Source organism: Streptomyces niger, assembly GCF_000718305.1.
Lineage (GTDB): Bacteria > Actinomycetota > Actinomycetes > Streptomycetales > Streptomycetaceae > Streptomyces > Streptomyces niger.
Genome location: NZ_JOFQ01000008.1, coordinates 322,805 through 340,391, shown reverse-complemented (window position 1 = coordinate 340,391; position 17,587 = coordinate 322,805). Strand labels below are relative to the sequence as shown.

The window sequence follows — 17,587 nt, the reverse complement described above, 5'->3', positions numbered from 1 at the left end:
GCTCCGTAGGGCCGTACGGACCGGAATGGACCGGTAGTTGGCGGGAAACGGAGGAGAGCCTGCTACGGATAGACCGATGGTAGAGCGCGCCCTGTCCGGCGTGACAGAGGATTTCGGAAATTCGCTCCGCTCGTGACAAGGCTTCCCCGGCCACTCCCCGGCCCGCCTATCCTCGGTACGCTCCGCCCCCGCCCGGCCGGTTGCCGGCCTTCGGTACCCATGCCCGCATACGGGTCAGGCAGTCAGGGGGAGTTGGACGACGAGCAGCTTTCCGGCCATCGTGACGCCACCGTCCATGGCGACCGCGAGTCCGTCGGCGTACACGTGCGGCTCCTCGACGGCGATCTCGTCGCTCTCGCCGTCCTCGGTGCCGACCTCGCCGAGGAGGTACGGGATGGGGCTGTGCCCGTGGACGATGCGCTCGCCGCCGTACGTGCCGAGCAGGTCGCGCACGGACTGCGGGCCGGACTCGTCGCGGAACGCGAACCGCTTGGTCAGCTTCCGGAACAGGTCCCAGACCTCGTTGGCGTCGCTGCGGGTCAGGACGTCGTGCACGGCGTCGTTGACCGCCTCGATGGAGTCGCCGTAGTCGAGGTAGGCGGTGGTGTCGGAGTGCACCAGGAGGTGCCCGTCCTCCTGCGTCATGGCGTCCAGCCGGGCCATCCACTGCAGGTGGTGGTCCTGGAGGCGGTCCATGTCCGTCTTCTGGCCGCCGTTGAGCAGCCAGGCGGCCTGGAAGGAGGCGGTGCCGGCGCCGGACTGCACGGGGGTGTCCCCGAACCGCTTGGCGCCGAGCAGCAGCAGTTCGTGGTTGCCCATGAGGGCCTTGCAGTAGCCGCCGGCCGCTGCTGCCTCGGCGGACAGCTGCATGACCAGGTCGATCACGCCGATGCCGTCCGGGCCGCGGTCGGTGAAGTCGCCGAGGAACCACAGCCGGGCGTTGCCGGCCGCCCAGTGTCCCTCGGCGTCGATCAGTCCCTCGGCGAACAGCGCGGCGCGCAGCTCGTCGTAGTAGCCGTGCACGTCACCGACGACGTAGAGCGGACCGCCCGCCTCCCCCTCGCCGACCTGCTGGAGGTCGACGACGGGGTGGTCGACGAGAGTGTCGGTGTACGCGACGGGGGTGCCGTCCGGGCCGACCACGGGGAGGTCGCGCTCGGTGGGGGTGTAGTCAGCGGGCAGCTGGTCCGGCGGCAGCGACGCCTGGGCGCCGGTGCCGTACGTCAGGCGGGCGTACGGCCGGGCCCTGGTGCGTACGCGGACGTCCGGGTCGAGGCGTTCCTGCGGGGCCACCTGCTCGCCCTGGAGAGCCTGCGCGTGCTGCGGCACGTACCCGTCCTGAGGGCCCTGGCGCGGGTGCGGGACGTAGCCGTCCTGTGGGGCGGCGTACTGCTCCTGCGACGCGAACTCCTCCTGCGGGGAGTACGCGTCGTGGGGGGCGTATGCGTCCTGCGGGTGACCGCTCGGTGCGGCTCCGGGCGTTCCGGGAGGAACGGGCGCAGGAGGTTGTGCTGCCATGGTCCGCACCATGGGTCCCAGACCGGCCCCCTGAGTCATCGACCCCTCCACCGTCGCGCCGCCGTGCACCTCGCGGACCTTGCCTGGTCGACGGCGGTCCGTGGTGTCGTGCGCCCATCATAGGAACGCCGCTCGCGGGTTGTGACGCACCAGGGGGTGGTCAATCGTTCTGAGCCCGGCGTTCACTGCTGTTTTCTCCCGGCTTCGCCCTGTTTTTCCCCTCGCGGCCGTGGCCGTCCGGCGGAACGCTCAGTCGCCGGACGGGCCGCGCGGTGGGCTGACCGTCGTACGGGGGGACCTCCGTTGGGACGAGGTGCGCACGATCAGGTCGGTCGGTATCACCTGCTCGACGGGCCGCCCGCTGTCGAGTCCTTCGATGGCGTCGATGAGGAGCTGGACGACGGCGGTGCCGATGCGCCGGGGTTTGAGCGAGAGGGTCGTGATGGGCGGCTCGGTCGTGGCGTAGACCGTCGATTCGCTGCAGCACACCAACAGGAGGTCGTCCGGGACCCGGAGGCCGTAGCGGCGCGCGGCGGCGAGGAGGTCGGTGCCGTTCGGGTCGAAGAGGCCGTAGACCGCGTCCGGGCGGTCCGGACGGGCCAGCAGGCGATCGGCGGCGACGGCGCCCGCGCACGGGTCGTGCGCGGGATAGGACTCGTAGACCGGGTCCTGGCCGACCCGCTCGCACCACTGGAGGTAGGCGGTGGTGGACAGGCGCGTGTAGGTGTCGGTGGTGGTTCCGGTGAGGAGACCGATGCGGCGGGCGCCGGCTTCGGCGAGATGTTCCAGGAGGCCGACCACGGCCGCCTCGTGATCGTTGTCGACCCACCCGGTGACGGGGAGGGTGCCGCCCGGGCGGCCGTCGGAGACCACGGGGATGCCGTGCCGGACCAGCTCGGTGACGACCGGATCGCCGTCGGCCGGGTCGATGACGACCGTGCCGTCCAGGGCCACGTTGGACCAGACGTCGTGACGAGAGGTCGCGGGCAGGATGACCAGGGCATAGCCACGGGCCAGCGCGGCGGAGGTGGCGGCGCGCGCCATCTCCGCGAAGTACGCGAACTCGGTGAAGGTGAAAGGTTCATCCCCGTACGTGGTGACAGTCAGGCCGATCAGCCCTGACTTGCCGGTACGGAGCGTGCGGGCGGCTGCGGAGGGGCGGTAGCCCAACCGGTCGGCCACCTCGCGAACGTGGCGACGGGTGGCGTCCGGAAGCCGGCCCTTGCCGTTGAGCGCGTCGGAGACAGTCGTGATGGAGACACCGGCTGCGGCGGCCACGTCCCGGATGCCTGCCCGCCCCAACCGGCGTCCGGTCGACCGGCTCACCTGGTGCTTCCCTGCTGCTGTCATGGCGAGCCGATAGTAGGGCTCGGAGGGGGCCATCGCGGGGCTTCCTTATACGCAGTCGAAAGGCACGTTTCTGCATGCCGAAAGTCCGTCAATCTCCTTGGAATGGAAGGACGTTGATGGTCAGAGCATGTCTCTGCTCCCTGATCGACACCCTTGACCTGCAGATTGCTTCAGGTATCGAAGAGGTCTCAAGTCACCTTCACGGGTGATGCGCGCCACGGCGTGAGCCACCGGCGCGTGACAGAGCGGGAGGCGCTCCGCAAAGGCCTTACGCCGTGAGCTGGGACATGGCGCCGGTATATGACATGCGCATGCCCGTGAAGATGCGGAGGGCGGAAGCCCCTACGCCGCACGGCCCAATCCTCATAAGGTGTGCAGTATTGGTGACGAGCGGGACGGTCGAGGAGGACCTGCGGTGAGCGAGAAGATGCCGAAGCTGCGTGCGGCGCTGGACGGCGTTCCCACCTACAAGCCCGGGAAGCCGGCCGCGGCGGGCGGCCCGGTGGCGTACAAGCTGTCCTCCAACGAGAACCCCTATCCGCCGCTGCCGGGCGTTCTGGAGAGCGCGGTGGCCGCGGCGGGGGCCTTCAACCGGTACCCGGACATGGCCTGCACCGGCCTGATGGCGGAGCTGGCGGAGCGGTTCGATGTGCCCGCCGAGCACCTGGCGACCGGCACCGGCTCGGTGGGCGTGGCCCAACAGCTGATCCAGGCGACGGCCGGCCCGGGCGACGAGGTGATCTACGCCTGGCGCTCCTTCGAGGCGTACCCGATCATCACCCAGGTCTCCGGCGCCACGTCCGTGCAGGTCCCGCTGGACGAGGACGAGGTGCACGACCTGGACGCGATGCTCGCCGCGGTCACCGAGCGGACCCGGCTGATCTTCGTGTGCAACCCGAACAACCCCACCGGCACCGTGGTGCGCCGCGCGGAGCTGGAGCGCTTCCTCGACGCGGTGCCCTCGGACGTGCTGATCGTGCTGGACGAGGCGTACCGCGAGTTCATCCGCGACGCCGAGGTGCCGGACGGCGTCGACCTCTACCGCGACCGCCCGAACGTCTGCGTGCTGCGGACGTTCTCGAAGGCGTACGGGCTCGCCGGGCTGCGGGTCGGATTCGCCATCGCGCACGAGCCGGTCGCGGCGGCGCTGCGCAAGACGGCGGTGCCGTTCGGCGTGAGCCAGCTCGCGCAGGAGGCGGCGGTGGCCTCGCTGCGCAGCGAGGAGGCGCTGCTGGAGCGGGTGGACGCGCTGGTGGCCGAGCGGACCCGGGTCGCCGGGGCGCTGGTCGCGCAGGGCTGGACCGTGCCCGAGTCGCAGGCGAACTTCGTGTGGCTGCGGCTGGGGGAGCGCACGGTGGACTTCGCGCGCGCCTGTGAGCAGGCGGGCGCCGTGATCCGGCCGTTCCCGGGCGAGGGCGTGCGGGTCTCGATCGGCGAGACCGAGGCCAACGACATCTTCCTCAAGGCGGCGGAGGCCTTCCGCAAGGAGCTGTGAGCGCCGGACGGTCGGCGCGTACGGCGGGTGGCCGCGGTCCTTCGAGGGCCGCGGCCACCCGCTTTTTCATGCGCGCTCGACGCGGATCGGGTCGCCGTCGCGGACCGTGGCCAGCCGGCGCGGGTCGCCGTCGATGCTGCCGAGGACGTTGCAGGGGGAGGCCAGCCGGCACTCGTCGCCGCGGGAGATCGGCGTCGGGCCGTACGGCAGGGCGAGGGCGTCGCCGTCGGTCCAGAAGGCCACCGTGCCGGGGTCGACGACCTGCTGCGCGTCGGCCTCCTGGGCGGGGGAGACGGGGGTCGTGAAGTAGACCTCCTCACCCCAGGTGCGGGCGGTGGAGGTCAGGGGGAGGGCGCCTTCCAGGGCGGCGGTGGTCGGCGTGTCCGCCAGGGTGGCGGTCAGCTGTCCCGCGGGCCATGAGATGCGTATCTGCATGGCACTGAATTCAACAATATGTTGAAGAAGAGCGGAAGGGGGGCGACGAATTTCGGCGTGTACACGTTCACTAACCACTCGCACGGCGCCGGCCGGTCAGGCCGTACCGGGGTTTTCCGCGCCACGGAATACCGCGTGACCACGGTCACGTACCCCCCAGGCAGATCGGCTGAAAGTCATGGGAGATAATTGCTTGTGAATGTGAACGCGTTCACAAGCGTCTCCCCTTATGTCCCTCTTTATGTAGGACAAAAGGCGTAGAGGCGTGGCGAGAACGGCGACCGTAAGGAGACATCGACGTGGAACTGGCGTTGGCGCCAGAGACTCTGGCGCGATGGCAATTCGGCATCACGACCGTCTATCACTTCCTCTTCGTGCCCTTGACGATCTCCCTCGCCGCCCTGGTGGCAGGACTGGAGACGGCGTGGGTCCGCACGGGCAAGGAGCGCTACCTCAAGGCGACCAAGTTCTGGGGCAAGCTCTTTCTGATCAACATCGCGATGGGTGTCGTCACCGGCATCGTCCAGGAGTTCCAGTTCGGCATGAACTGGTCCGACTACTCGCGCTTCGTCGGTGATGTCTTCGGCGCCCCGCTCGCGTTCGAAGCCCTCATCGCGTTCTTCTTCGAGTCCACCTTCATCGGCCTGTGGATCTTCGGCTGGGACAAGCTGCCCAAGAAGATCCACTGCTTCTGCATCTGGATGGTCTCGATCGGCACGATCCTGTCGACGTACTTCATCCTCGCGGCCAACTCCTGGATGCAGCACCCCACGGGCTACAAGCTCGACAAGGTCACCGGGCGCGCGGAGCTGACCGACTTCTGGAAGGTGCTGACGCAGGACACCACCCTGGTCGTCGTCTTCCACACGCTCACGGCCGCGTTCCTCGCGGGCGGCGCCTTCATGGTCGGCATCGCCGCCTTCCACCTGATGCGCAAGAAGCACATCAAGGTCATGCGGACGTCGCTGCGGCTCGGCCTGGTGACGCTGGTCGTCGCCGGTCTGCTCACCGCCGTCAGCGGCGACCTGCTGGGCAAGGTCATGTTCAAGCAGCAGCCGATGAAGATGGCCTCGGCCGAGGCGCTGTGGGACGGCCAGGCACCCGCGCCGTTCTCGGTCTTCGCCTACGGGGACGTGGCCAAGGGGCACAACACCGTCGAGGTGGAGATCCCCGGCCTGCTCTCGTTCCTCTCGCACGACGACTTCTCCTCGTACGTGCCCGGCATCAACGACGTGAACAAGGCCGAGCAGGAGAAGTTCGGGCCCGGCGACTATCGGCCCAACATCCCGGTCGCCTACTGGGGCTTCCGCTGGATGATCGGCTTCGGCATGGCCTCCTTCGCCATGGGCGTGGCCGGCCTCTGGCTCACCCGCAAGAAGTTCTGGCTCTCGCAACGGCTGCGGACGGGCGACGACGAGGTGCCGCATCTCGCGCTCACCAAGGACAAGGCGCTCGGCGACGGGCTGGCCAAGTGGGCCTGGCGGCTCGCCGTGGTCACCATCGGCTTCCCGCTGATCGCCAGCTCCTGGGGCTGGATCTTCACCGAGATGGGCCGCCAGCCCTGGGTGGTCTACGGCGTGCTGCGCACCTCCGACGCGGTCTCCCCCGGTGTCTCGCAGGGCGAGGTGATCACCTCGATGGCCGTCTTCACCGCGCTGTACGCGATCCTCGCGGTGGTCGAGGTCAAGCTGCTCGTGAAGTACGTCAAGGCCGGACCGCAGGAGCTGTCGGAGTCCGACCTCAACCCGCCCACGAAGATCGGCGGCAGCGACAGCGACGACGCCGACCGGCCGATGGCCTTCTCGTACTAGGAGGCAGCCATGCACCTTCACGATTTCTGGTTCGTCCTCATCGCCTTCCTGTGGACCGGGTACTTCTTCCTCGAAGGGTTCGACTTCGGGATCGGCGTCCTCACCAAGCTGCTCGCCCGTGACCGGCGCGAGCGGCGAGTCCTGATCAACACCATCGGCCCGGTCTGGGACGGCAACGAGGTCTGGCTGATCTCCGCGGCAGGCGCGACGTTCGCGGCCTTCCCCGAGTGGTACGCCACGCTCTTCTCGGGCTTCTACCTGCCGATGCTGCTGATCCTGCTCTGCCTCATCGTGCGCGGCGTGGCCTTCGAGTACCGCCACAAGCGGGACGAGGAGCGCTGGCAGACCAACTGGGAGCGCGCGATCTTCTGGACCTCGCTGGCCACGCCGGTGCTGTGGGGCGTGATCTTCGGCAACATGGTGCGAGGCGTGAAGATCGACGCCGACAAGAACTACGTCGGCTCCCTGCTGGACCTGCTGAACCCGTACGCGATCCTGGGCGGTCTGGCCATGCTGGCGCTGTTCACCTTCCACGGCGCGGTCTTCGCGTCGCTGAAGACGGTGGGCCCCATCCGGGACCGGGCACGTGTCATGGCCTCGTTCCTCGGCATGATCGCCGCGGGGCTGGCGCTGGTCTTCATGGTCTGGACGCAGATCGACAAGGGCGACGGCAAGAGCCTGGTCGCGCTGGTCGTGTCGGCCGTGGCTCTGGCTGTCGCGCTGGTCGCGAACATGCTGGGGCGGGAAGGCTGGTCCTTCGCCTTCTCCGGCCTCACCATCGCGGCCCTGGTCGTGATGCTGTTCCTGACGCTCTTCCCGAACGTCATGCCGTCCTCGCTGAACGAGAGCTGGAACCTCACGGTCACCAACGCCTCCTCCAGTCCGTACACCCTGAAGATCATGACGTGGCTGACGGTCTTCGCGGCGCCGCTCGTGATGCTCTACCAGGCGTGGACGTACTGGGTGTTCCGCAAGCGCATCGGCACCCAGCACATCGCCGACGCGCACTGATCCCCTTCCGTTACGCACGACAGGACGGATGTTTCACGTGAAACCGATCGACCCGCGCCTGCTGCGGTACGCCCGCACCACCCGCTTCTTCCTCGCGGCGGTGGTGGTGCTCGGGCTTGCCGGGGCCGGCCTGGTCATCGGCCAGGCGATGCTCATCGCCGAGGTCGTCGTCGGGGCGTTCCAGCACGACCTCGGCCTCGACGACCTGACCACACCGGTCCTGCTGCTCGCGCTGGTCTCGGTCGGCCGGGGACTCGTCTCCTGGCTGACCGAGCTGGCCGCGCACCGGGCGAGCGCCGCGGTCAAGTCCGAGCTGCGCACCCGCCTGCTGGACAAGGCCACCGGACTCGGCCCCTCCTGGCTGGGCACCCAGCGCACCGGCGAGCTGGCGACCCTCGCCACCCGCGGCATCGACGCACTCGACGACTACTTCGCCCGCTACCTGCCGCAGCTCGGCCTGGCGGTCGTCGTCCCCGTCGCCGTGCTCGTCCGCATCGTCACCGGCGACTGGATATCCGCCGCGACCATCGTCGTCACCCTCCCCCTCATCCCGCTGTTCATGATCCTCATCGGCTGGGCCACCCAGTCGCGGATGGACCGTCAGTGGAAGCTGTTGACCCGGCTGTCCGGGCACTTCCTCGACGTCGTCGCCGGCCTGCCCACTCTCAAGGTCTTCGGCCGGGCCAAGGCCCAGGCGGCAGCCATCCGCACCATCACCGGCGAGTACCGCCGGGCCACGCTGCGCACCCTGCGCATCGCTTTCTTGTCCTCCTTCGCCCTGGAGTTGCTCTCCACGATCTCGGTCGCACTGGTCGCGGTCGGTATCGGCATGCGGCTCGTCCACGGCGACCTCGACCTCTACACCGGGCTGATGGTGCTGGTCCTGGCGCCCGAGGCGTATCTGCCACTGCGGCAGGTGGGCGCGCAGTACCACGCGGCTGCCGAGGGGCTGGCGGCCGCCGAGGAGATCTTCGCGGTGCTGGAGACCGAGGCGGAGGCCGGGCGTACCGGTACGCGCGAGGCACCCGCAGGCACCGGAATCGTCGTCGACGGCCTGGTCGTACGCCACCCCGGCCGCACCGAACCCGCCCTCCCCGAGACCTCGTTCGAGGTGGCTGCGGGGGAAACGGTGGCACTCACGGGCCCGTCCGGCGCCGGCAAGACCACCCTGCTGAACGTCCTGCTCGGCTTCACGACGCCGACCGCGGGCCGCGTACGGGTCGACGGCGTGGACCTCACCGAGCTCTCCCCCGCCGACTGGCGCCGCCGAATCGCCTGGGTCCCGCAACACCCCTACCTGTTCGCCGGCACGGTCGCCGAGAACGTACGGCTGGCCCGTCCCGATGCTGACGACGCGGCCGTACGGTCGGCTCTCCGCGACGCCGGCGCCCTCGACTTCGTGGACGCCCTCCCCGAAGGCCCGGACACCCGCCTCGGCGAATCCGGCGCCGGACTCTCCGCGGGCCAGCGCCAGCGCCTGGCACTCGCCCGAGCGTTCCTGGCCGACCGCCCGATCCTCCTGCTCGACGAGCCCACCGCCAACCTGGACGGCGGGACAGAGGCATCGGTCGTCGCCGCGGTACGCCGCCTGGCCAAGGGCCGCACGGTCCTGCTCGTAGCCCACCGCCCGGCCCTGCTGGATGCGGCGGACAGGGTCATACACCTGGCCGGACAGGGCCACGCATCTGCACTCGCCGCGACGGCGGGCGGGACCGGGATGCAGGGGGCGGCTGCCGGACGTGAAGCGAAGCAGTCCGACACCCACCTCCCGAGCCCCGGGCCCGGCACCGACCACGACGGTACGGAGCGAGGCGGAGCATCCGCGTTGGCCCGTCTCCGCGAAACGGCCCGCGCCCACCGCCGCCGCTTCGCCCTCGCGCTCCTGCTCGGCAGCTGCGCGCTCGGCAGCGCCGTGGGCCTCATGGCCACCTCCGGCTGGCTGATCTCCCGCGCCTCGCAGCACCCCCCGGTCCTCTACCTGATGGTCGCCGTCACCGCGACCCGCGCATTCGGCATCGGCCGGGCCGTCTTCCGCTACGCCGAGCGGCTGGTCGCGCACGACGCGGTGTTCCGGATGCTGGCGGACGTCCGGGTGGCGGTCTACCGGCGGCTGGAGAAGCTCGCCCCCGCCGGGCTGCGCGACCGCAGCCGGGGCGACCTGCTGTCCCGGCTGGTCGCTGACGTGGACGCCGGACAGGACTACTTCCTGCGCTGGCTGCTGCCCGTGGGCGCGGCCGTCGTGGTCGGCGCGGCCTCGGCGGGCTTCACCGCCTGGCTGCTGCCGGCAGCCGGTGCAGTGCTCGCCGCGGGACTGCTGCTGGCGGGCGTCGCCGTGCCGCTGGTCTCCGCCGCGCTGGCCCGGCGGGCCGAACGGCGGCTGGCCCCGGCGCGTGGCGCGCTCGCCGCACGTGTCGTGGACCTCCTCACCGGTACGGCAGAGCTGACCGTCGCGGGCGCCCTGCGGGAACGGCTGGCCGGCACCCGGCGGGCGGACCGCGACCTCACGGTGGTGGCGTCCCGGTCGGCCGCCGCGGCCGGTGCGGGCGCCGGACTGACCGCGCTGCTGACCGGGCTGACGGTCGCGGCCGCCGCGGTCGTCGGCGTGCAGGCCGTGCACGACGGGCGGCTGAGCGGGGTGAGCCTGGCGGTGGTCGTGCTGACGCCGCTCGCGGCGTTCGAGGCGGTGGCCGGACTGCCGCTCGCGGTGCAGTACCGGCAGCGCACCCGCCGCGCCGCCGAGCGGGTCTTCGAGGTGCTGGACGCACCGGCGCCGGTACGTGAGCCGGCCGCGCCCGAGGCGCTGCCGGAGTCGCCGTTCCCGCTGGTCGTGAGCGGTCTGACGGCTCGCCACGCCGGACAGCACCGGCCGGCCCTCGACGGCGTGGGCTTCACGCTCGCGCCCGGCCGCCGGATCGCGGTGGTCGGCCCGTCCGGTTCGGGCAAGACGACGCTGGCGCAGGCGCTGCTGCGCTTCCTGGACCGCGAGGCCGGTACGTACACGCTGGGCGGGGTCGACGCGCAGCAGGCGGCGGGCGACGACGTACGGCGGCTGGTCGGGTTGTGCGCACAGGATGCGCACCTCTTCGACAGCTCGGTGCGCGAGAACCTGCGGCTGGCCCGTACCGGGGCGGAAGAGGACGACCTCTGGGACGCGCTGGAGCGGGCCCGGCTCGCCGACTGGGTGCGCGGTCTGCCGGACGGCCTGGACACCCTGGTCGGTGAGCACGGCGCACGGCTCTCCGGCGGTCAGCGGCAGCGGCTGGCGCTGGCCCGCGCGCTGCTCGCCGACTTCCCCGTGCTCGTGCTGGACGAGCCTGCCGAGCACCTGGACCTGGCCACCGCCGATGCGCTGACCGCCGACCTGCTGGACGCGACCAGTGGCCGGACCACGGTGCTGATCACGCACCGGCTCGCGGGCCTGGAGGCGGTCGACCAGATCCTCGTCCTGGACGAGGGACGCGTGGTGCAGCGCGGACCGTACGAGGAACTGGCCGCGGCCGACGGCCCGTTCCGCAGGATGCGTGACCGGGAGCGGGCGGCGGACGCGCGATACGCCGCCACGGGGGCCGGCACGGCGCTCCGCCGCTAGCTCCGCGCCCGTAGGCAGAGCCGAGGGAGCGCACCATTCGACTTTCCGGGGCAAAAGGCACTTATTAGGCTCGGGGTATGGCAGCCACGGCAGGACCAGCGAACGGGCCCGGACAGGCGGACGGCCCCGTGCCGGAGGACTCCGTCCCGGGGGCCGACGCCGACACCATGGATGCGGCCACGGAGGCCACCCGCAGCCTCCAGGGGATCTCGCCCGAGATCACCGCCCGGCTGCCGCGCCTGCTGGAGGCCATGCGCACCGTCGGCGCCGGGCTGGACCTGCACGTCACGCTGGATCGCATCGTGGAGACCGCGGCGGAGCTCGCCGACGCCCGGTACGCGGCCATCGGCATTGTCGACCAGGCCCGCGACGGCCTGTCGGACTTCGTGACGTACGGCGTCACGGCCGAGGACCACCGGCGCATCGGCGCGCTTCCCGACGGCCACAAGGGCCTGCTCGGCGCGCTCATCCACGATCCCCGGCCGCTGCGCCTGGCCGACCTCACCCAGGACCCCCGCGCGGCCGGCTTCCCGCCCGGGCACCCGCCGATGCGCACGTTCCTCGGGGTGCCGATCCGGGTGCAGGGGGAGATCTTCGGCAACCTCTATCTGACGGAGAAGCGCGACGGCGGCGAGTTCAGCGAGGGCGACCTGCACACGCTGCGGGTCCTCGCCACAGAGGCGGGCCTCGCGATCGGCAACGCGCGGATGTACGCGGCGGGCCGGCAGCGCGAGGCCTGGATCGACGGTGCGGCCGCCGTCACCACCGCGCTGCTCGCCGGGAGCGACGTGGACGAGTCGCTGGCGGTCGTCGCCGAACAGGCCCGGCGGCTGGCGGACTCCGCGGCCGGGATCGTGCTGCTGCCGCTGGAGGACGGCGGGCTGGAGATCGTGGCGGCGGCGGCGGACGAGCCGTCCCGCCTCAAGGGCACGCAGATCCCGCCCGACAGCCCGGTGACCGCCACCCTCCTCGCGGGCGAACCGGTGTTCGTCGAGGACTCGGCCACCGATCCGCGCATGGTCACGGAGGTAGCGCCGTACTTCGGGCCCAGCATGATGTTGCCCCTGAAGAGCGGCGGCCGGGTCCTCGGCACCTTGGCGACCCCCAGAGCGCGCGGCGCCCGGCAGTTCACCCCGGCGGAACGCACCCTGGCCACCCAGTTCGCGGCGCAGGCCGCACTGGCCCTGGTCCTGGCGGACGCGCGGCGCGACCGCGAGCGGCTGGCCGTCTACCAGGACCGCGACCGGATCGCCCGGGACCTGCACGACCTCGTCATCCAACGGCTGTTCGCCACCGGGATGATGCTGGAGAGCGCGGCCCGCAGGGCGGTGGTGCCCGAGGTGCGGCAGGGCGTGGGCAAGGCCGTGGACGAGCTGGACGTGACGATCCAGGAGATCCGTACCGCCATCTTCGCCCTGCAGCAGGGGCCCGCCGAAGCGCCCTCGGGGCTGCGCACGCGGGTGCTGCGCGAGATCGGCACGGCGGCGGTGCCGCTGGGCTTCCAGCCGTCGGTGAAGTTCGTCGGCCCGGTCGACGCCAGGGTCGGCGAGTCGACCGGCAAAAACCTGGTCGCCGCGTGCCGGGAGGCGCTGTCCAACGCCTTCCGGCACGCTCACGCCTCCCGCATCGAGGTCGTCGTGGACGCCACGGCCACCCTGCCGGACGGCCGGGACGCGGTGCGGCTGACGGTCGCCGACGACGGCGTGGGCATCCCGGAGGGCGGCCGGCGCAGCGGTCTGAAGAACCTCGCCCGGCGGGCGGAGGCGCTGGGCGGGTCCAGTACGTACGGGCCGGGGCTCGGCGAGGAGGGGGCGGGCACGACGGTGATGTGGGAGGCGCCCCTTTGAGGCGCGGCCTCCCCCAGGTGGCCGGACGGCTGTGCTCCGTTCGGTGACTTACGGTCCGGGGCCGGAACCGCGTTCCGCAGTCAGGCGTCCTGATCGCGCAACTATCTGCCCATGTATCCACGTCTGTCCTGCGGTCAGGAGGCACGCGCGCCGCGACGGGCATCGGAGGGCCGGTCGCGGGCCCGCCGGCGCGGTGCCGTCGTGTGCGCCTTCACGATCATGCTGGGCGGCCTGCTGCCCTGCGGGTTGCCACCGGGCAGCACGGCCGTCGACTCGGCTGCCGCTGCCGCCGTGTACGAAGGTGCGGCGCGGCCGGAAGGCGCGGGGGAACGGACGAGTACGGCGCCGGCCGCCGGCGCGGCACGCCACGCGCGCGTGGCGCGGCGCGGGGCAGTGGTGCGGCAGGGCGGTGAGACGCGGTACGCGAGCGGCGGGCCGGGCCGTGCCGTGGGACACGGGCGGGCCGGCCGGCTGGCCAGGGCGCGCCTGGAGGTACTGCGGCTCGGCGTGGCGGCGGGCAAGGTCGGGCGGACGTACAAGGACGGGCTGCGGGCCGCGAAGGCCGAACGGCTCCGTGCCCGGCTGCTGACCGAGCGGCTGCGCAGGGAACGGCGCACCGCCGCCGCGCTGCGCCGCACCGCCGGGCTGATCGCGGCCCAGCAGTACCGCATCGGCAGCGGGTTGTCCTTCGCCGTGCGGACGCTGACCTCGACCGCCCCGGAGGAGGTGCTGCGGGCCCACCGGCTGGTCGAGTACCGGCAGCGTGCCCTGGCGGCCGAGGCGCGTACGGCGCTGCGCACGAGCCGGGTGCTGGCGGCGGGGAGCGCGGCGGCGGCCGACCGCGCGCAGGCCCTCGATGCCCGGCAGCAGCGGCTGGCCGGGGAACGGGAGCGCGTCGGGCGCAGCCTGGACCGGGCGCGCGGGCGGCTGTGGCGGTTGGTGGCCGGTGCGGCGGAGTCCCGTACGGCGGCGGCCGGCAGCTGTGGCGGGCCGCCGCACGAGCTGTCCTCGGCCACCGGGGCGCTCGCGACCGCCGCCCGGCCGGCGCACGGCTGGACCCGGCCGGTGACCGGGTACGCGCTGTCCGCCTCCTTCGGCGGCGCGGGCGCGCACTGGTCGCACCGGCATACGGGGCAGGATTTCGCGGTGCCTGTGGGCACGCCGGTGCGGTCCGCGGGACAGGGGCGGGTGGCAGCGGTGGAGTGCGGCGGCGCTTTCGGGACCAGCGTGGTGGTGCGGCACAAGGCGCACACGTACACGCAGTACGCGCACCTGTCGGCGGTGCTGGTGCGGCCGGGCCAGCGGGTACGTGCCGGGCAGCCCATCGCGCTGTCCGGGAACACCGGCAACAGCACGGGGCCGCACCTGCACTTCGAAGTGCGGCGCGGCCTCGGCGTGGAGACCGCCGTCGAGCCGCTGCGCTGGCTGCGGAAGTACGGGGTACGAGTGTGACGACCGAGGGCCCGGGGCCTGTGGGCACCGGTCAGCCGCGGGTCCGCTCCCGCAGCAGCTGATTGATCAAACGCTCGATGATGGCGGCGACCCCGTCCTCGTTGTTGCCCGCCGTGCGGTGGGCCGTCGCGGCCAACACGTCCGGATGCGCGTTGGCCATGGCGTACGACGTGCCCGCCCAGGCCAGCATCTCGAGGTCGTTCGGCATGTCCCCGAATGCCACCACCTCGTCCGGGGCGATACCCCGTTCGGCGCAGCAGCGGGCGAGCGTACCGGCCTTGCTGACGCCCGCGCCGCTGATCTCCAGGAGGGCGGTGGGACTGGAGCGGGTGAAGGACGCCAGGTGGCCGGCGGCCTCGCGAGCCAGCGCGAGGAACGCGTCCGGGTCCAGTTCGGAGTGGTGCGCGAGGACCTTCAGGACAGGCTCGCCCGCCTTCTCGAACTCCTCGCCGAGCAACTTCTCCACCGGGGCGATCAATGCGCCGGGGTCGAGGTGGAACGGCGGGTACTGCGGCTCGTAGTGGATGCCACCGGTGCGTTCGACGGCGAACGACGTGTCCGGAGCGACGGCGCGCAGCGCCTCCACGACGGCCACCGCCGCGTGCCGCTCCAGGGCGCGCACCTCGACGATGCGGCGGCCGCGGTGCAGGTCGACGACGGCGGCGCCGTTGGCGCAGATCGCCAAGCCGTGGCCGTGCACGTGGTCGCTGACCACGTCCATCCAGCGGGCCGGCCGGCCGGTGACGAAGAAGACCTCGATGCCGGCCTCCTCGGCGGCGGCGAGCGCGGCGATCGTCCGCTCCGAGACGGTCTTGTCGTCGCGCAGCAGGGTGCCGTCGAGGTCGGTGGCGATCAGCCGGGTACGCCGGCCGGGCAGCGGCGGCTCCGGTACGGGCTGCGGCTCGGACGGCCGGGGTGGAGCGGATGGCGGCGGCGCCTCGGAGGCCGGGGTCCGCGGGGATGACAGCGGCGGCTCGGCGGAGGGATCGTCTGTCACAGGGCCATCAGTCACGAGGCCATCTTCCCGCATATGCGCGCACAGGCGGGCGCCGGGTCGCGCGGATGAGCTTGACAACGCCGGTCGGCGCGTCCAGCCGTAGGGTCGGAAGCATGCACCTGAGCACCGTGATTCTGCCCGTACGACGCTGGTCCGCAGGCGGGCGGGAGGTGTGGCAGCGCGCCGAGGAGCTGGGCTTCCACGCCGGGTACACCTACGACCACCTCTCCTGGCGGGTGCCCTTCCGGGACGGCCCGTGGTTCGGCGCCGTGCCCACCCTGACCGCGGCCGCCGCCGCGACCTCCCGCCTCCGGCTGGGCACCCTCGTCACCTCGCCCAACTTCCGGCACCCGGTCACCCTGGCGAAGGAGCTGATCTCGCTGGACGACATCAGCGACGGCCGGATCACGCTCGGCATCGGCGCCGGCGGCAACGGCTTCGACGCGCACGCGCTGCTCGGCAGCGACGAGGAGCCGTGGACGCCGCGCGAGCGCGCCGATCACTTCGCCGAATTCGTCGCCCTGCTGGACCGGCTGCTCACCGAGAACGCCGTCACCTACGACGGAGAGCACTACCGCGCCCATGAGGTGCGCAACGTCCCTGGATGCGTGCAGCGGCCGCGGCTGCCGTTCGCGGTCGCCGCCACCGGGCCGCGCGGCCTGCGACTGGCGGCGCGGTACGGCCAGGCGTGGGTCACCACCGGCGATCCCAAGGTGTCCGCCTCGGGCACCCCCGAGCAGTCCCAGGCGGCGATCGCCGGCCAGATCGAGCGGCTGGGCGCGGCCTGCGAAGCACAGGGCCGGGACGCCGGGAAGCTGCCCAAGATCCTGCTGACCGGCTTCACGCCGGACCGGCCGCTGGAGTCGGTCGACGCCTTCGTGGACTTCGCCGGACGCCACGCCGAACTGGGCATCGACGAGATCGTCCTGCACTGGCCGATCGACGGAACGCTCTTCGAGGCCGACCGGTCGATGTTCGAGCGGATCGCCACGGAGGCACCGGGCCAGCTCGGGACCGGGTGAGCCGAGGAGCCGAAGGGATCACCGTCCCTTTGCCGCGTCGAGAGGTACCGAACTGGAATCAAGAGGGAGAATCGGGGCAGAGGCGTCGTCGTACGGGCGGCCGGCTGGGCCGCCCGGCTGGAGGGTCCCATGGCTCAGACCCGATTCGCCCCGGACCGCGGGCTGACCTCGCGCATGGTCATGACGATGTTCTTCATCGGCCTGCTGTACGTCGTGGTCGTCGGCGCGCTGGTGGTGCTGCTCAAGGGTGCGTGGCTGATCGTGCTGGTGATCTCGGGCGCCCTCTTCATCGCACAGTTCTGGTTCAGCGACCGGATCGCGGCGTTCGGCATGGGCGCCCGCGAGGTCACCCCTGAGGAGGCACCCGAGCTGCACGGTGCCGTCGACCGGCTGTGCGCGCTCGCCGACATGCCCAAGCCCAAGGTCTGCATCGCCGACAGCGACATCCCGAACGCCTTCGCCACCGGGCGCAACCAGCGGAACTCGCTGATCTGCGCCACCTCCGGGCTGCTGCGCCGGCTGGAGCCCGAGGAGCTGGAAGGGGTACTCGCGCACGAGCTGTCGCATGTGGCGCACCGCGACGTGGCGGTGATGACCATCGCCTCGTTCCTGGGCGTGCTGGCCGGGATCATCACGCGGGCGGCGCTCTGGAGCGGGGTGGGACGCAGCAACCGGGACAACAACGCGGCCATCGCCGTCCTGATCGTCACGGCCGTCAGCGCGGTGGTCTACGTCATCAGCTTCCTGCTCACCCGGCTGTTGTCCCGATATCGGGAACTGTCCGCCGACCGGGCCGCCGCGCTGCTCACCGGACGGCCGTCGGCGCTGGCCGCCGCGCTCACCAAGGTCACCGGGCAGATGGCCCGCATCCCCACCCGTGACCTGCGCCGGGCCGAGCCGTTCAACGCGTTCTACTTCGCCCCGGCCTTCTCGCGGGAGAACGCCGTCCAGCTGCTGTCCTCGCACCCGACGCTGGAACAGCGTCTGGACCAGCTCGGCCGCCTCTCCGCCCAGCTGGGCCGCCCGTGAACCGAGTCGCGGTCATCGACACCGCCCGTAC

12 protein-coding genes are annotated in these 17,587 nt (G+C 71.8%); 8 read left to right on the top strand and 4 right to left on the bottom strand.

Annotated features, from left to right (window positions below):
* Positions 1 to 234: 234 nt before the first annotated feature.
* Together IF20_RS17990 and IF20_RS17985 are read right to left on the bottom strand one after the other, a co-directional pair.
* On the bottom strand, positions 235 to 1,518 hold the full coding sequence (locus tag IF20_RS17990; RefSeq protein ID WP_234426709.1) for a metallophosphoesterase: 1,284 nt from the start codon (positions 1,516 to 1,518) through the stop codon (positions 235 to 237).
* A 249-nt stretch (positions 1,519 to 1,767) separates the two neighbouring features.
* Positions 1,768 to 2,868: a LacI family DNA-binding transcriptional regulator gene (locus tag IF20_RS17985; RefSeq protein ID WP_052866457.1), complete on the bottom strand. Its 1,101-nt coding sequence runs from the start codon at positions 2,866 to 2,868 to the stop codon at positions 1,768 to 1,770.
* Positions 2,869 to 3,283: 415 nt separating this feature from the next.
* On the opposite strand from IF20_RS17985, the gene hisC reads away from it, so the two are divergent.
* Positions 3,284 to 4,363 carry a histidinol-phosphate transaminase gene (gene hisC, locus IF20_RS17980; protein WP_052866193.1) on the top strand — a complete coding sequence of 360 codons (1,080 nt, stop codon included), beginning with the start codon at positions 3,284 to 3,286 and terminating at the stop codon, positions 4,361 to 4,363.
* Between the two features lie 66 nt (positions 4,364 to 4,429).
* Here hisC and IF20_RS17975 read toward each other — a convergent pair whose 3' ends face one another.
* Positions 4,430 to 4,798 carry a cyclophilin-like fold protein gene (locus IF20_RS17975; protein WP_052866192.1) on the bottom strand — a complete coding sequence of 123 codons (369 nt, stop codon included), beginning with the start codon at positions 4,796 to 4,798 and terminating at the stop codon, positions 4,430 to 4,432.
* Between the two features lie 299 nt (positions 4,799 to 5,097).
* Here IF20_RS17975 and IF20_RS17970 point away from each other — a divergent pair, with 299 nt between their 5' ends.
* The 5 genes from IF20_RS17970 to IF20_RS17950 all read left to right on the top strand — a co-directional run bounded on the left by IF20_RS17970 (position 5,098) and on the right by IF20_RS17950 (position 14,508).
* Positions 5,098 to 6,609, top strand: coding sequence for a cytochrome ubiquinol oxidase subunit I (locus IF20_RS17970; protein ID WP_052866191.1), 1,512 nt, complete (start codon positions 5,098 to 5,100; stop codon positions 6,607 to 6,609).
* A 9-nt stretch (positions 6,610 to 6,618) separates the two neighbouring features.
* Positions 6,619 to 7,620, top strand: a complete 1,002-nt coding sequence (cydB, locus tag IF20_RS17965; protein ID WP_052866189.1) for a cytochrome d ubiquinol oxidase subunit II — start codon at positions 6,619 to 6,621, stop codon at positions 7,618 to 7,620.
* A gap of 28 nt (positions 7,621 to 7,648) precedes the next feature.
* Complete coding sequence (cydD, locus tag IF20_RS17960; protein WP_110944280.1) at positions 7,649 to 11,209, top strand: thiol reductant ABC exporter subunit CydD; 3,561 nt, start codon at positions 7,649 to 7,651, stop codon at positions 11,207 to 11,209.
* Between the two features lie 167 nt (positions 11,210 to 11,376).
* Positions 11,377 to 13,056 (top strand): sensor histidine kinase, encoded by a 1,680-nt coding sequence (locus IF20_RS17955; RefSeq protein ID WP_052866456.1) that lies wholly within the window; start codon positions 11,377 to 11,379, stop codon positions 13,054 to 13,056.
* A 201-nt stretch (positions 13,057 to 13,257) separates the two neighbouring features.
* A complete protein-coding gene (locus IF20_RS17950) occupies positions 13,258 to 14,508 on the top strand; it encodes a M23 family metallopeptidase (RefSeq protein WP_052866187.1) in 1,251 nt (416 codons plus the stop codon).
* A 31-nt stretch (positions 14,509 to 14,539) separates the two neighbouring features.
* Here IF20_RS17950 and IF20_RS17945 read toward each other — a convergent pair whose 3' ends face one another.
* Positions 14,540 to 15,505: a Cof-type HAD-IIB family hydrolase gene (locus tag IF20_RS17945; RefSeq protein ID WP_407702519.1), complete on the bottom strand. Its 966-nt coding sequence runs from the start codon at positions 15,503 to 15,505 to the stop codon at positions 14,540 to 14,542.
* Between the two features lie 113 nt (positions 15,506 to 15,618).
* Here IF20_RS17945 and IF20_RS17940 point away from each other — a divergent pair, with 113 nt between their 5' ends.
* Together IF20_RS17940 and htpX are read left to right on the top strand one after the other, a co-directional pair.
* Positions 15,619 to 16,527 (top strand): LLM class flavin-dependent oxidoreductase, encoded by a 909-nt coding sequence (locus IF20_RS17940; protein WP_052866186.1) that lies wholly within the window; start codon positions 15,619 to 15,621, stop codon positions 16,525 to 16,527.
* A 129-nt stretch (positions 16,528 to 16,656) separates the two neighbouring features.
* Positions 16,657 to 17,556 carry a zinc metalloprotease HtpX gene (gene htpX / locus IF20_RS17935; protein WP_052866184.1) on the top strand — a complete coding sequence of 300 codons (900 nt, stop codon included), beginning with the start codon at positions 16,657 to 16,659 and terminating at the stop codon, positions 17,554 to 17,556.
* Positions 17,557 to 17,587: the final 31 nt, after the last annotated feature.